Annotated in this window: 14 protein-coding genes and 1 pseudogene; 12 read left to right on the top strand and 3 right to left on the bottom strand. The window is 51.2% G+C overall.

Going from position 1 to position 13979, the window contains the following annotated elements:
• Window positions 1-12: 12 nt before the first annotated feature.
• Complete coding sequence (rplA, locus tag BLP47_RS08225) at window positions 13-705, top strand: 50S ribosomal protein L1 (RefSeq protein WP_091852679.1); 693 nt, start codon at window positions 13-15, stop codon at window positions 703-705.
• Here rplA and BLP47_RS08220 read toward each other — a convergent pair.
• Window positions 702-2273 (bottom strand): TM0106 family RecB-like putative nuclease, encoded by a 1572-nt coding sequence (locus BLP47_RS08220; RefSeq protein ID WP_157671610.1) that lies wholly within the window; start codon window positions 2271-2273, stop codon window positions 702-704. The two genes, rplA and BLP47_RS08220, sit on opposite strands and share 4 nt — an antisense overlap.
• 83 nt (window positions 2274-2356) lie before the next feature.
• On the opposite strand from BLP47_RS08220, the gene BLP47_RS08215 reads away from it, so the two are divergent.
• Entirely contained in the window at window positions 2357-3013 is a 657-nt protein-coding gene (locus BLP47_RS08215) for a response regulator transcription factor (RefSeq protein ID WP_091852673.1), read from the top strand.
• A complete protein-coding gene (locus BLP47_RS08210) occupies window positions 3013-4767 on the top strand; it encodes a hypothetical protein (RefSeq protein WP_091852670.1) in 1755 nt (584 codons plus the stop codon). The genes BLP47_RS08215 and BLP47_RS08210 overlap by 1 nt, the downstream gene beginning before the upstream one ends.
• On the opposite strand, the gene BLP47_RS08205 is transcribed toward BLP47_RS08210, so the two are convergent.
• On the bottom strand, window positions 4757-5725 hold the full coding sequence (locus BLP47_RS08205) for a PfkB family carbohydrate kinase (protein WP_091852667.1): 969 nt from the start codon (window positions 5723-5725) through the stop codon (window positions 4757-4759). The genes BLP47_RS08210 and BLP47_RS08205 overlap by 11 nt on opposite strands.
• Before the next feature lie 22 nt (window positions 5726-5747).
• Between BLP47_RS08205 and BLP47_RS08200 the strand changes: the two genes are divergently transcribed.
• The 6 genes from BLP47_RS08200 to rplL all read left to right on the top strand — a co-directional run bounded on the left by BLP47_RS08200 (window position 5748) and on the right by rplL (window position 10589).
• Entirely contained in the window at window positions 5748-6782 is a 1035-nt protein-coding gene (locus BLP47_RS08200) for a hypothetical protein (protein ID WP_091852664.1), read from the top strand.
• Window positions 6775-7416, top strand: coding sequence for an HAD-IA family hydrolase (locus tag BLP47_RS08195; protein ID WP_157671608.1), 642 nt, complete (start codon window positions 6775-6777; stop codon window positions 7414-7416). Before BLP47_RS08200 ends, BLP47_RS08195 begins: the two co-directional genes overlap by 8 nt.
• Window positions 7417-7425: 9 nt before the next feature.
• A complete protein-coding gene (locus BLP47_RS08190; RefSeq protein WP_091853116.1) occupies window positions 7426-7674 on the top strand; it encodes a glutaredoxin domain-containing protein in 249 nt (82 codons plus the stop codon).
• A gap of 92 nt (window positions 7675-7766) precedes the next feature.
• On the top strand, window positions 7767-9503 hold the full coding sequence (locus tag BLP47_RS08185) for a DEAD/DEAH box helicase (RefSeq protein WP_249883338.1): 1737 nt from the start codon (window positions 7767-7769) through the stop codon (window positions 9501-9503).
• A 168-nt stretch (window positions 9504-9671) separates the two neighbouring features.
• Complete coding sequence (rplJ, locus tag BLP47_RS08180) at window positions 9672-10184, top strand: 50S ribosomal protein L10 (protein ID WP_091852657.1); 513 nt, start codon at window positions 9672-9674, stop codon at window positions 10182-10184.
• Window positions 10185-10214: 30 nt separating this feature from the next.
• Window positions 10215-10589, top strand: a complete 375-nt coding sequence (gene rplL, locus BLP47_RS08175) for a 50S ribosomal protein L7/L12 (RefSeq protein WP_091852654.1) — start codon at window positions 10215-10217, stop codon at window positions 10587-10589.
• 564 nt (window positions 10590-11153) lie between these two features.
• Here the strand turns inward: rplL and BLP47_RS08485 are convergent.
• Window positions 11154-11294, bottom strand: coding sequence for a hypothetical protein (locus BLP47_RS08485; protein WP_157671606.1), 141 nt, complete (start codon window positions 11292-11294; stop codon window positions 11154-11156).
• Window positions 11295-11466: 172 nt separating this feature from the next.
• On the opposite strand from BLP47_RS08485, the gene BLP47_RS08170 reads away from it, so the two are divergent.
• The 3 genes and pseudogenes from BLP47_RS08170 to BLP47_RS08650 all read left to right on the top strand — a co-directional run.
• Entirely contained in the window at window positions 11467-11703 is a 237-nt protein-coding gene (locus tag BLP47_RS08170; protein ID WP_091852651.1) for a hypothetical protein, read from the top strand.
• A 1326-nt stretch (window positions 11704-13029) separates the two neighbouring features.
• Window positions 13030-13302: a hypothetical protein gene (locus tag BLP47_RS08595; protein ID WP_249883337.1), complete on the top strand. Its 273-nt coding sequence runs from the start codon at window positions 13030-13032 to the stop codon at window positions 13300-13302.
• Window positions 13303-13427: 125 nt separating this feature from the next.
• A pseudogene (locus tag BLP47_RS08650) lies at window positions 13428-13904 on the top strand (fibronectin type III domain-containing protein); the annotation flags it as partial.
• Window positions 13905-13979: the final 75 nt, after the last annotated feature.

Below are 13979 nucleotides of genomic sequence, written 5' to 3'. Positions count from 1 at the left end.
AGGAATATCAGCATGGCAAAGCGTTCAAGAGCTTATTTAGAAGCAAAGGCAAAACTAGTCGAAGGCAAGCTTTACTCTCCAGAAGAGTCAGCAGCACTCGCGATTGACACCGCAGGCAAAAAGACCAACTCCACAATCGAAGTTGCTCTCAAGCTTGGGGTTGACCCTCGCAAGGCAGACCAGATGATCCGTGGCACAGTCTCATTGCCACATGGAACTGGAAAAGTTGCCCGCGTAATCGTTTTCGCAACCGGAGCCGCAGCAGATGCAGCTCGTGAAGCAGGGGCCGATGAGGTTGGTGGCGATGAGCTAATCGCCAAGGTTGAAGCCGGTTGGGTCGACTTTGATTCAGCAGTTGCAACCCCTGATTTGATGGGTAAGGTCGGTCGTCTAGGAAAGGTCCTAGGTCCACGCAATCTAATGCCAAACCCAAAGACCGGAACCGTGACCATGGACACCGCGAAGGCAGTTGCAGCCATCAAGGGTGGCCGCATCAACTTCCGCATTGACAAGCAGTCGAACCTTCACTTTGTAATTGGGAAGGCAAGTTTTTCTCAGGAGCAACTAACCGAGAACCTAAACACCGCAATGGAAGAGGTTGTTCGTCTAAAGCCTTCCACTGCAAAGGGTAAGTACCTAATCAAGGGAGCAGTTGCGACCACATTTGGTCCTGGCATCCCGCTTGATGTCGCTCTTTACAGCTAAAGAGTTAATAGCCACTTATAAAGCGCCAGCGTGCTCGCACAATCATCTTGGTTGTATGCGATCACCTGGCGCTTTAGCATTTCTGCCTGAGACTTGTCTTCGGACAAAGCGGTTAGATACTGGTCGTAGTAGTCCATCGATCCCATTGCTTCTTTGACATCTGAGCCTCTTTTGAATTCGTAGTAGTTTTCTAATTTCTTTATTGAATAGCTCTCTTGGGAAATTACCAGAGCGGACTTCACTAATTTATAAAGATCCACAAATACTCCGCGTTCTAGAAACCGCTGCACCTCAACCTGATAGATGTTGTGCCGGATTGCCAGTTTCCTAAGAGCGCTCTGTTCGTAATTTGCGTAGTGATAGACCTTGGAGCCAGGGAAGCGTTGCTGACGATGAATTAGCTCTTTGACAAATATTGCAAAGGACTCCTTCTCACCCTGCCGATCATCGGCCCAATTATGGTGAAACTCTTCGCCCTTATCCACACTTGTCCAGCCGAAGAGATATTCCAAACCACCAGGTTCTGGAAAGAAAGTAAAGCCCTCAAGATCAAAGAACATATCGGCGTTATTTGGCTTTGGGAGGGCATCGAGTGCATCCTGATTGACTACCTTCACAAAATGCTGTCCGGTGTCGTAGGTCTGCTGCTGCAGTCTGGCTTGAAGAGAAAGCTGTTGCACTTTTTGCTCACTTAGTTTGTCAGTCTCACCCGAGAAGTCAGCGAGCTGTCTCACTGACTGCACTCCGGAGCGATTCAGCGAGGCAATCTGCACGCGCGTGATTCCAGCAACTAATTGCAGATGGTTTGATTCATGGCGAGTTTCCTCACACAGCGAGGGGTACTCGCAAATATCGCAATAGCTGGAAGCATCGCAAATTAGCACCCCAACATCCGCTAGCAACTTTGGTCTGGAATCCACGAATTTTTTCACGGCGCCGAGAAATTCAGCGCGCTTGGGCGCTAGTTGTGCAAGCAGCACCGCTGGGTCAAAGCCGATGATTTCCCGGGAGCCCAATATCAGGCCGTGCTCGGTTTTCGCTGCTAGTCCGATGGATTCCAAAACATCAAGGTAGAGCGCCACTTGATTTTGATAGTCGGGTTTGGCTGAGCTGGAAAGCTTTGCATCCCAGGCGCTGTATCCTCTGGAGTCATTTCCGAAGGGAATTGCTGTGAGGCCCGCCTGGCTGAAAACAAAACGGTAGTCGGCTCGCAATAAGAAATCGGGCCGTCCTGAAAACACAACTTCGCCAGATCCACCCCGAAGGCTTCCCTGGTAGATGACCGGAACTCCTTGCTGCATGAGTTCGATGGTGGAGTCCATTGAGTTGTCATTCGGGGCTTGAACTAATCCGTCGAGATTCAAAAGAAGCTCCTTTTCCAGCTGGGCCTCATATTTAATTCCGTATCGAATCGCAAGGTTATCGGGAGCCTGGTAGTGCTCCCGCACGAGCAATTCAACTCCCGGGATTTTCAGTTCGCGACCTACTGAAAGCCTCATGCAGTGACTGCATTGGGAGCGCATCAAGTCTCGGGAATCAAAGCTCCAAATGCCTTCACGAATTCTCATCACACTAGTCTGCCCGCAAGCATTGCTTCTGTTGGACTCTAGAGGCAGTTGGGACATAAGATTTGCGTGAGGAGACGATACGTTTGAATAATTTCGACCCCAAAAAAACCAGGCACGTTGTCCTGGTTGAAAATGAACCCCTCATGCGGGACCTATTGGCGCGGGCAATCGAGTCTGCAGGTTTCAGAGTCACCACAGCAGCCAACGCCGCTGACGCCAAAAGAGCGCTTATTTCAGTTGACCCAGACGCCTTTGTTTTAGACATTGAATTGGGACCTGGGCCCAATGGTTTTGATTTCGCCGAAGTTGTGATGAAGAAATCCCCATCAACCGGAATCGTATTTTTGACCAATTTGCCCGATCCGCGCTTTGGCGGCAAGGCCCAAAACGTAGTAAAAAAGAATCAGGCCTATTTGCGCAAGTCGGAGATCTACAGTGGCGAAGAACTTGTCCTAGCCCTAGAGGCAGTGCTGCGGGACCAGGTTACGAAGGAATACCGCCATGACCTAGTTTCGAATGATTCAATTTCCAGTCTCTCGGCAAGGCAAATCCAAACTCTGCAATTGGTCTCTGAAGGCAGAACGAATACTCAGATTGCAAAGGTTCGTGGAATTAGCGTTCGGGCAGTCGAGAGCATGCTCTCGCGAATATTTGGAATTTTGGAAATTGATCCAAATTCCTCCAACCCCCGGGTGGAGGCATCAAGTCGATTTCATCAACTAAGAAGCCAAATCGAGTAATGCCGCAAAACCAGCCACGCCTCCAAACCGGCTCCGGCCGGGAACTTTTGAGAGCACTTGGGCAGCCGGGGTCGCTGAATTGGCGCACGCACTTGATTTTCGCAGTCCCGGCAGGTGTTAGCCCATTTACCTTTGACTTTCCCAGGCTCGGAGGCAGCCCTTACTCCTGGGCTCTGACTGGGATTGCCGGCTTTTTGGCCACAGTTTTGGCGATTGAAATTTTTAGCAGGCTCTTTGGCAAGAACCGATGGCGAAAACCAAGGCCAGCTCTAGTGCTGACAATTCTTGGCCTGGCAGGGTTGACCCGGGGAGCGGTTATCAGCCTAATGGGCACCAGTATTGGAGTAATTCCGCTGAGTGACTTAACATTCAGAATTTTGGGTGGACCAGTTTTTGTAATTCTGATTTACTTTCTCGCTAATGCGATAGTGTCTTCGCGAATCGAGTACCGAGAAATCCTGAGTCAGCTGCTTGAAGATCAAGAGAAATTAGAGAAATCTCGCAGTGGGTTCAGCGCAGAAATTTTAAGACTTCAAAATGCTGTGAAGTTTCGAATTCAGGAATTAATCGCACCCTCGGTGTGGGAGCTCAGGAAGCTAGTCTCCGAGGCAAAACTATCAAAAGATGTCTCTGTGACAATCGGTGCATTACTAGGCCTGAATGAGTCAATCGTGCGGCCACTTTCAAAATCTCTAGCCGAACCAACCGGAAGATTGCAAGAACTACAAGGGATGTCAGGGCAAAAACTTGAACGCGTGATCTTCCCAGCCAGTGTTTACCTTGGCTCCAGTTTACCCATCCTGTCTCCAGTTCTAACGACATTTATACTTGGTTTGAGTACACGTCTAGCGCAGACGGGCTTCTTGCCCGCACTGCTTTTGGCACTTCTCACATCGGCTCTGGTTCTTAGCGCTCTAGTCATATTCACTCGGGTCACCAAAACACTTGAAGTCTCTACTCCAATAGCGGTTGCGGCTGTTGTCGGTTATGGAATTCTGATTGGGATTTTCACTGGGTTGTTAGTGCCGTTGGACTATTTGGGCCTGACTATTGTGTATGTTCCGCAAGCCATAGCTTTTGCGGTCTTAAACTTCATTCTTCATTTCTTGTTGCAGGTGTATCAAAACCAGCGAGTTGAAACTGTGAGTCAGTTGGCCGGGGTGGTGAGTGCGCTGAAAATTGTGAATGGCCAGCTACGGCAGCAGGTCTGGATTTATCAAAAAATGATTTCGAGTCAGCTTCACGGAAGACTGCAGGCAGTATTGCAGTCAGCCGCTTTTCGGCTAGCACGGCTTGAAAGCCCAACTCCACAAGAACTGGAGGCGGTTTTGTCGGATGTCAATCGTGCCGTGGCGGACCTTGGCAATTTTGACTACCTAGAGGGCAGTTCCCTTTCCCAAAGCCTTTTGGACCTCCAAGATGTCTGGGAGGGCGTTTCTCAAATCAAGTACAACTTAGACGAGGCCACCCAAACTAGTTTGGCAAAAGATCCAATTTTGGCAAGGTGTTTTATTGAGGTTCTTCGCGAAGCTGTCACAAACGCAATCAAGCATGCCGAGGCCGCAACTATTTGGGTTGAGGCTGAAAAGTTAGCCGATCGATTGAGGCTGAGTGTGGTTAATGATGGTCACGCTGTTGCTGATACCAGGCGCGGTTATGGCAGTGAATTAATTGATGAATTGACGCTGACAAGGAGCCTCGGAACCGAGAATGGCAAAACTATTTTTCGAGCTGAAATACTCTTTACTCGCTGATACGCAAGCCCACTTCTTCCTTGGTTGGAGGCTCGCAGCCAGCACGCTCGCAAACAATTCCGGCCGCAACCGCGGCTATTGCGGCAGCCTGTTCTAGGTCTTGATCACTTAGTTTTAGAAGGCGTGGCTTTGGGGCGGCTCCGAGGCCAGCCAGGGCATTAATCTCTGCTAAAAAGTTAGCCATGAAGGTGTCGCCAGCTCCCACGGTGTCAACCAGTTGAATCTTTGGGGCTGCGACATCAATCCTTTTTCCGCCGCGGTAAAGCGATGCACCGCTTGCACCGCGAGTTAGGACTACAAGCTTTGAGCCCTGAGACCAGAGGTGGCAAATTTCATCCAAATCCGCACCAGCGGGTAGGTCGAAGAGCCATTCTAAATCGGCGTCGGATGCTTTGATAATGTGGCTTTGACTGTTGGTTCGCTGCACCCTTTGAAGTTCTTTCGATCTTTCAAATCCCAGTGCTGAGCGGATGTTCAAATCGTGAGAAAGCGTGACCGCCCCGGCTGCATAAAGAGCCAGCAGCCAGTCTTCTATCACTAAATTTCCCGGCTCTATAGCCATAGCAAGACACCCAAACTGAACCGCACTCACGCCGAGCTCTTGAAGCTTCTCGAGGCTTGGGAGCTCACGGGGCTCCCAAGCCCAGTCGGCCGTGCCGTTTATGTAAAAGCTGTAGGAAGCCACACCCGCAGGATCGATGCTCGCAACCGCGAGAGTGGCCTGCTCCGTTGCTGCAATGGCAAGCTCCAGATTCACACCGTTAGAGGAGAGTCGGTGGCGAATCTGGACACCAAACCCGTCGGTTGAAATCCTCCCCAGAAACTGTTGCGGCTCACCTCTTCTGGCTAACGCCAGTGCGACATTCGCATTGGCGCCACCAACCACTGCGGTGAAGTTGCCACTCGCGTCGTTTTTGCCAATCAAATCTATAAGGGCTTCACCAATTACCAGAATCATCTAATAAGTCTAGGCTTGGGCCATGGTAAGAAAAATTGATTCAGTCAGACTCGCTCTCGCACTCCCGCTGATTGGGCTAGTAGCCACGTGGGTCACCTTCATGCTTTCGGCTTATTCCGACCAGTTTCTCGAACAGTCCTATTACACAGACTCAGGGGAGTGGATGAACCCAACCCCTGCGGTTCAGTTGAGCACCTATCTGATTTTGCTCGGCATCACTGCATTTGCTGCATCTGCGCTTTTGGGCCAACGAATTGCGATTAGCGAGCGGGCCAAAAATGACTCTGCCTTGGCAATCACGGCGCACCGCTTCACCAATCTTGCGGTAATTTTGTCTTTGGTAGCTGGCGCCGTCTACGCAATCGGTACTTTTTTGGGTGCGTTCAATACTTACGATTCCAGGGACGCAAGCGTTTTGATTCGAATCTTTGGCGTCTACGTGCCAATCATCTTGGCCACCGCGCTGGTGGTTTTTGTCTTGCTATTCGCTTTTGTCTTCAGAAACGATGCGCCGGATTTGCCTCACTCCGAAAAAGACAACGAACGCGATGCTCTGCAGCGCGCAATTGGTCTGGCCTATGCGGTGCCGGTTATTGGAACCGCCATTGCCATCATCTTCGGGTTAGCGGTCTATGACACCACCAGAACCAATTTGGATGTTTGGATTTGGGTAATTATCCAGGTGATTATTGCGAGCTCAATAATCCTTGGAACCCGCTTTGCAGCAAGGGCGCGACTTGCCAAGCCGCTACCGGTAAGACCACGTCGTACCGGAGCCGCCGCGGTGAACCTGAACTTGGTGCTAAGCATCATCTTTGGCGCAACTGTGACGCTGATGTCCTTCACCTATGGCTTTAGCGCCATCGAGAGCCTAAGGATTTGGCCCGAGTGGGTTGAGGGCGCAACAGATATGCAGTTACAGCCAACACTTGAACCGGTGACCCTCGAGTGGCTCTTGCGCGAGCTGGCGCCGGCACTGGTGCTCTTGGCTCTAGCCGCCTTCGGTGTCTACCGCAGCATGATTGTCAGAAACGGTCAGGCAGACAAAGTTGCTTAGTTTCTATCAGGGCCTCTTATTCGATAACGACGGGGTGCTGGTTGAATCTATGCATGGCGCGACCGAAGCCTGGCGGCTTTGGGGAAAGGAGTTCTCGCCTGGGTTTGAGCTTCTTCAAAGCCACCACGGTATGAGGGCCCAAGATTTAGTTTTGGAATTGGTTGGCGCCGAAAACTTCAAAGTGGCAAATGATCGAATCAATCAGCTCGAGCTCAAGGTGGCGCACCTAACTACCGCACTAAAAGGTGCTGTCGAACTCACGACTTCTTTAGTTGCCGGAACTTGGACTGTTGTAACAAGCGCCAACCAGGAGCTGGCGGCTGCCCGGCTGACAGCCGCTGGAATGCCAATTCCAAAGGAGCTGGTGTCGGCGACAGATGTTTCAAAAGGCAAGCCTGATCCTGAGCCATATTTATTGGGAGCCAAGCGACTGGGTTTGGATATCTCCGAATGCGTGGTGTTTGAAGATGCCGCAGCCGGGATTCAAGCCGGGCTTGAAGCCGGTGCGGGCCTACTGGTTGGAGTGACCGAATACGCTATGGATACCCAGGCGGATTTGGTAGTTTCTTCTCTGATGGGAATTACATTCAAGGATGGCGAATTGTTCATTCCAGATAGCTTGAGATTGAGATAGGTGGAAATTATGGCTGCAATTGAGTTTTATGGCGCTGACTGGTGTTCAGACTGCAGAAGGTCCAAGTCACTGCTAAACACTCTGGGTGTTGAATTTGCAATGTTTGATGTTGCGGAGAGTGCCGAAATGGCTCAAAAGTCCAAAGACATATCGGGCAAGACCAGTATTCCAGTGATTAAATTCGAAGACGGAGTCTTCTTGGTTGAGCCTTCAGACGCAGTTTTGCACGCCGAGCTAACAGTGCGCGGGCTAATTTAGTTCTATCTTTTTGGTAACTATTGACTTAGGCTGGGTCATGTAGTGCTAGAGGAAACCTCCTTAGGCACGTTGCCTAAGGAACCTCAATAAATATGTCAAAAGAATATTCGCCTTCCCGCGCGCCTAGAAGCGCGTCCGACTCAGCCCCAAAAAAGCGCTCAGTAGCGCCAAAGTGGGACGCCCCTAAGCGCGATGGTGCAGCTGCACCAAAGCGCGAAGGCCGACCTGGCTACACATCTAATAAGGGTGACTACGTCCCAAAGGGCGAGCGCTCCGGCGGCCGTGATTTCAACTCCGACCGCCCAAACCGCGACTCTTCCAGCTCTGACCGCGAGCGCTCCGGCGGCCGCGATTTCAACCCTTCTGACCGCAAGCCAAGGGCAAAGTCCGACCGCCCGGACCGCGTATCACGCGAGACTGGCCGCGACAAAGTCTTCGAAAAGGCTCGTGCCACAACCGGCAAGACCTTCCAGGGCGATAAAAAACTAGACCGTTTGCAAAGCACCGATGCCGCCGAGGTTGTCTCTTTTGCAACATTCGAAGAGATGGGCCTTCCTGAGCGCCTAGTAGATGAGCTAGTCAAGATGGGTGCGGCAACCCCGTTCCCAATTCAGGCATCCACAATTCCGGCAGCCCTTGAAGGTCGCCACGTTTTGGGCCGCGGTAAAACTGGCTCTGGTAAGACCATCGCTTTTGGTGTTCCGCTAGTTGCATTTTTGGCCAAGGCTGGAAACCAGCCTCGGGTGCCATTCAAGCCAAAGGCTTTGGTCTTGGCTCCAACTCGCGAGCTGGCCGATCAGATCGACCGCACGCTTTCTCAGCTTGCTAAGTCCGTTGGCTTTTTCACCACAACCATTTACGGTGGTGTTCCTCAGTACCGCCAGGAGCAGGCCCTCAAGCGTGGCGTTGACATCATCATCGCAACCCCTGGTCGCCTAGAGGACCTGATGGCTCAGGGTTTGGTTGATCTTTCAAGCTGCGAGCGCGTGGTTGTTGACGAGGCTGACCACATGTGCGATTTGGGCTTTGTTGAGCCAGTGAACCGCATTTTGTCGGCATCCGGCGAGAGCCAGAAGCTTTTGTTCTCGGCAACCTTGGACCAAGAGGTAGCTCAGCTAGTGAAAAAATACATGCCGAGCCCTTATGTTTACGAGGTTCCGGGCGAGGTAGAAGAGTCTTCGGATATCGATCACAAGGTATTGGTAATTGAGCCTAGAGACCGCTCAGCCGTGTTTCACCGCCTCGTGCAAGGTAGCGACCGAAGCATCGTATTTGTTCGCACCAAGTCAACCGCGGAAGCACTGGCTATGTCACTTAACGATGCCGGTGTCCCAACCGCTCGTTTGCACGGTGACCTGAACCAGGCGCAGCGTACTCGCAACCTAGAGCGCTTCACCAAGGGTGCAGCTCGGGTCATGGTTGCAACCGATGTTGCAGCTCGTGGTATTCACGTTGATGACGTGAAGCTGGTTATTCAGCTTGATCTTCCAGAGGAATACAAGACCTACTTGCACCGCGCTGGTCGAACTGGCCGTGCCGGTCGCTCAGGAACAGTTGTGTCACTAGTTCCAATGGGTCGCACTCGCAAGGCGGAGGATCTGCTAAAGCGAGCTGACCGCACCGCTGAATTCACTCAGGTGAAGCCAGGGGATGCGATCATCGAAGAGCTAGCAGGCCCAATCGCGCCGCCACCAATTGTTGATTTCTTAGACTTTGGCGATTCAAGATTTGAGTCAATGAACCGCGATAAAGCGAAAAAGGACTTGCGCGCCAAGCACACTCCAAATAAGCTATACCAAGCCAAAGACCGCCGGTATCGCGGGCGCTAAACCTAAGAATTAATTCAAAAGGTTCTGCCTCCACGACTAAGGATCACGAAAAGTGAATTCCAGCGTTAGGTGTGTGTAGAACTTCCCGATTCGGGAAATGCTCCGTGCGCCAAGCGCCGGAGCATTTTTGTTATCCAAAGTAGCCGGCACTAACCAACAAGGAGTGCCATGGCAGACAAGAAAGCGCAAGTTGCCGAGCTAACGGAGAAATTCAGTAGCTCATCAGCAGTTGTCCTTACTGAATACCGCGGACTCACTGTGGCGAAGCTTAAGCAGCTTCGCCGCTCAATGGCTGATGACGCAACATTTGTCATTGCAAAAAACACCCTGATCATGATTGCTGCAAAAAACGCAGGCGTCACCGCATTTGAAGGACAGTTATTTGGTCCAACTGCAATGACGTTTGTGCACGGCGACCCCGTGACCGCAGCAAAAGCACTCAAGGATTTTGCAAAGACTAACCCGCTGCTTGTGATTAAGACCGGTGTCATGGATGGCATCGCACTTTCAGAAGCAGATGTGAAGAAGCTTGCAGATCTCGAATCCCGCGAAGTGCTATTGGCTCAGGCCGCTGGTGTCTTCAAGGCTTCGCTATACAAGGCTGCCTACACCTTCAACGCGCTGCCTTCATCGGCAGTTCGCGTAGTCGACGCGCTGCGTCAAAAGCAAGAGTCCAACTAACTAAACGTTCAAATAAACTAGGAGACAAACATGGCAAAGCTAACCGCTGAGCAGCTCATTGAAGCATTCAAGGAGCTAACACTGATCGAGCTTTCTGACTTCATCAAGAAGTTCGAAGAGGTATTCGAAGTATCCGCAGCCGCACCAGTTGCCGTTGCAGCTGCCGCAGCACCAGCCGAAGCAGTAGAAGAGAAGACTGAGTTTGACGTCATCTTGGAAGCAGCTGGCGACCAGAAGATCCAGGTCATCAAGGAGGTTCGTGCAATCACTAACCTCGGCCTAGGTGAGGCTAAGGCACTAGTAGACGCAGCTCCATCAACCATCCTTGAGGGTGCGAAGAAGGATGCAGCTGAAGAGGCCAAGGCAAAGCTAGAAGCAGCCGGTGGCAAGGTTACCCTAAAGTAACTTAAGCTCTAAAAGACTTAAACCCCCGAGAGGCAACTCTTGGGGGTTTAGTTTTGGGTGGTTAACTGACTGTTAGTTCACCTGAGGCAAATCCTAGATCTTCTACTTTTCAGATGTTTTACAGACTAACCAGACGTGCAACCCTGTTGCTTTCTGACATAGTGGGTCAATTTAATATTTTTAGCCTAATTTTTTTTCCGGACTAATAGTCCTGCCGGTTTCACTGCCAGTGGCCTTTGGCTTGAGCGCATCGACAATGGAGCTGGCGCGAGAGCGGTAAGCACAACTTCCTATCCGATGTCACCCGGCAATAACGAAACTATTTTGAAGCAGCAAAGCACTAACTCGTCGGTCAATTATTTCCACCTTGGGCTCTATAAGTTTGGCGACCAGCACTTCGTTGATAACGGCAGAATTCAAGGCAATTACCTCCAACACTGCAGAGGCCTCTCAGGCCCTTCACAGTTCCTGATGCTTCGGTTTCGGCGACAGTGTTTGGGGTGGCGATGACATCGTCATTACTCGGGGCCTTCCAATATTTGATGGCGGGTCTGCAATCAGTGACTACCAGATCTTGCTGGACAGTGTCCCTGCCACCTTCGCCACGACTAGCCCGACATCTTTCGCAATTCCAAAGAACTCGTTGACCCCAGGTTCAACTGTCGCAATCGATATCAAGGTAGAAATCGGTGCTCGTTTGTCCACGCCAGCTAACGGGTCGCAAGCTTTCAAGCTCCTGTTGTAGTCAATCCAAGATCCCCAATCCCTTCGGTTCCAGGACCAGCTGCAGGCATCGAAGCAGTCTGTGGTCAAACCTGGGTTTGGACTAAGAGAATTAGCCCTAACGAGGTCAAGGTTTTACATTAAGTTCCCTGAGATGGGTGCCAACTACCAGATCAAACTTCAAAAAAACGATGGCGACTATGTTCGAAAGATGAGTAAGACCATCAACTCAACTGCTGACACAGGTTTGAGAGTTATTGGTGACTCGTATTACCTGGTCAGGACCATCACCCTTCCTGGCTCAGGTCAATACCGAATAGCGGTCACTCTTGATGGCGAAAGAACCGTTTTGAACAGCAAAGACAGGCCGGTTTTCTATAGCTATCGGTGAGCCTGAGGCAGTCGTGCTTGTTAGCTAATTACGCTTACGAGGCAAGACCCGCAGAGCACTTGAACTGAACCTTTTTTGTTTGGACTCCTTATTTGGTGTGCAACTTTTGGGGTTCAGTTCGTTTCTAAGCGGGTCCTTTTTTTGAGTGAAGTGGAATCCTTTAGCACTTCTATTTTTACCGGGCTAAACGATGGACTTGGCTACAAAGATCTATTAGGCACTAGCCTCCGCAAGCTTTACCGAATTGTCTTTGTTCTCATCAAGCCAACGACTTTCTCGGAGCTGTCGAATAATGTCAGTCGACAAAATTGAGAACTTTGAGTGCTATGAAGTCGGAGAAAACTTTTTCACCTAGCTGTAAATTAATATCGGTGCATTGACGAGCGGAACAAGTAAAAGATTTCCAGGTTGTACCAACGCCGACTTGGTCCGCCAGCAGAAGTTTGTTGCATCCTTAGAGCGATTACATGGCCAGAAAGAGTGTCAGTAATAATTTTGGTTACTCAAGATAGCAAGTGGGTCAAATTCCTTAGAAAAGTCAGACTTCAGACCCTCTCGAAGATGTGAGCTCGTAGTTTCTGGGCCTTTCTGAAAGGATTTTGACGGAAATTTCAGATAGACGCCCCATAACCCTCAAGATAACTTCGGGTACCCGTACTTGTACAGGGCGCAAAAACCCCCAAATGCTATCTTTTAAACTCTATGGGTTCAAAAAGATTGGGCAACCAGCGAGCGCTCTTGAAGCGTCTATTTGTTTTGCCCGCACCCAAAGCCTCGCCCTTGTTTGATTGGGTGGCAAAGTGAGAATAAAGAGGCCGAAGCTATCGACTCGAGCCTTTGCTGTGCTCACTGGAATGTTGGGTTTTGTGCTGGTCAGCGCCCTCTCAGTTGGAGGACTATGGAGTGATCAAGCGGCAGCTAGCTCCTCCTGCACGAACCAAAATGGACAAAGCGGTATAACGGACGCTCGTGTTGTGGGTACAAATTGTGTCCTAACTTTTGACACTCCTGGTTCGTACACCTGGACAAAACCAACAGGGGTATCGAGCCTGGCTCGGGTGGTAGTGATTGCCGGTGGTGGAGCAGGAGGATCTAGGCACGGCGGTGGCGGTGGAGCGGGAGGATTTAGAGACTCGTCTGACGTTGCCGTTCCGAGCGATAGCTATTCGATCGTTGTCGGAGGGGGAGGACTTGGGGTAGCAGCAATCGGTAATCACACCTCTGGAGGATCCTCAAGCGCATTTTCCATTTCGTCGACAGGTGGGGGGCGAGGAGGAAGCAACTACGGAGCCCAAGAGGCTGGTGGCTCCGGAGGAGGTGCTCACAATGACAATGCCTCAGGGGCAGCAGGAACAACCGGTCAAGGATATAACGGTGGTAATGGCCGGGGTGGTGGTGGGTACGCAGGTGGCGGTGGAGGTGGAGCCGCAACCCCTGGCTCTAACGTTTCAAGTAATTATGTGGGCGCCAAGGGCGGTGACGGCGTTCAATTCAATATCCGAGGGTTTGTTGACTCTGCAGCTGCTGGAGGCGGCGGCACTGGCGTATCGGGATCAGGAACCGGTGGGGCTAACGGCGGAGGAGCAGGTAACTCTTTAGGCGCAGGAACCGATGGTTCTACATGGGGCAGTGGTGGTGGTGGTGGAAACTTTAACGATGGCGTTGGTGTTTCTGGATACAAGGGAGGAGATGGGCGGTCAGGAGCGGTACTTGTTAGCTACCAAATGAGCGCCCCAACCAACCCCAGCTCAGTCACTGCCTCAGTAGCAAATGCGCAGTCAGTAGTTTCTTGGGGCGCCTCAACATCAAATGGCGGTGCTGTCACATATTCTGTGACCTCGAGTCCTGTGGTTTCAGCACCAGCATCTTGCACGAATACAGCCAGCACTTCCTGTACCTTTGCGGGGCTCACGAATGGCACCAACTACACCTTCACGGTGAGGGCAACCAACACGATTGGAACTAGCACCGGAGCTACAGCAACGGCAACTCCGCGAACTACAGCTGGCCAACCAACTAGCGTCTCAGTTACAGCGACAGGTGCGAGCACTGCGAACGTTAGCTTCACTGCGCCGTCTTCAAATGGTGGCTCCACCATTACTTCATACACCGCAACCTCGTCGCCATCTGGGATAACAGGATCAATTTCCCAAGCTGGATCTGGGACGATTGCAGTGTCGGGGTTAGTTCCTAACCAGGCATACACCTTCACTGTGACTGCAACAAATGCCGCTGGAACTTCTAGCCCATCCTCAGCATCCAGTTCATTCACGATT

The organism is Candidatus Aquiluna sp. UB-MaderosW2red (assembly GCF_900100865.1).
GTDB lineage: Bacteria > Actinomycetota > Actinomycetes > Actinomycetales > Microbacteriaceae > Aquiluna.
This window is presented reverse-complemented; position numbering and strand designations above follow the sequence as displayed.

Bases quoted from the DNA above. Each gene is read 5' to 3' on its own strand.
- rplA (WP_091852679.1), top strand. From the start codon at position 13: ATGGCAAAGCGTTCAAGAGCTTATTTAGAAGCAAAGGCAAAACTAGTC.
- BLP47_RS08220 (WP_157671610.1), bottom strand. From the start codon at position 2,273: ATGAGAATTCGTGAAGGCATTTGGAGCTTTGATTCCCGAGACTTGATG.
- BLP47_RS08210 (WP_091852670.1), top strand. From the start codon at position 3,013: ATGCCGCAAAACCAGCCACGCCTCCAAACCGGCTCCGGCCGGGAACTT.
- BLP47_RS08205 (WP_091852667.1), bottom strand. From the start codon at position 5,725: ATGATTCTGGTAATTGGTGAAGCCCTTATAGATTTGATTGGCAAAAAC.
- BLP47_RS08200 (WP_091852664.1), top strand. From the start codon at position 5,748: ATGGTAAGAAAAATTGATTCAGTCAGACTCGCTCTCGCACTCCCGCTG.
- BLP47_RS08190 (WP_091853116.1), top strand. From the start codon at position 7,426: ATGGCTGCAATTGAGTTTTATGGCGCTGACTGGTGTTCAGACTGCAGA.
- BLP47_RS08185 (WP_249883338.1), top strand. From the start codon at position 7,767: ATGTCAAAAGAATATTCGCCTTCCCGCGCGCCTAGAAGCGCGTCCGAC.
- rplJ (WP_091852657.1), top strand. From the start codon at position 9,672: ATGGCAGACAAGAAAGCGCAAGTTGCCGAGCTAACGGAGAAATTCAGT.
- rplL (WP_091852654.1), top strand. From the start codon at position 10,215: ATGGCAAAGCTAACCGCTGAGCAGCTCATTGAAGCATTCAAGGAGCTA.
- BLP47_RS08170 (WP_091852651.1), top strand. From the start codon at position 11,467: ATGGGTGCCAACTACCAGATCAAACTTCAAAAAAACGATGGCGACTAT.
- BLP47_RS08595 (WP_249883337.1), top strand. From the start codon at position 13,030: ATGACAATGCCTCAGGGGCAGCAGGAACAACCGGTCAAGGATATAACG.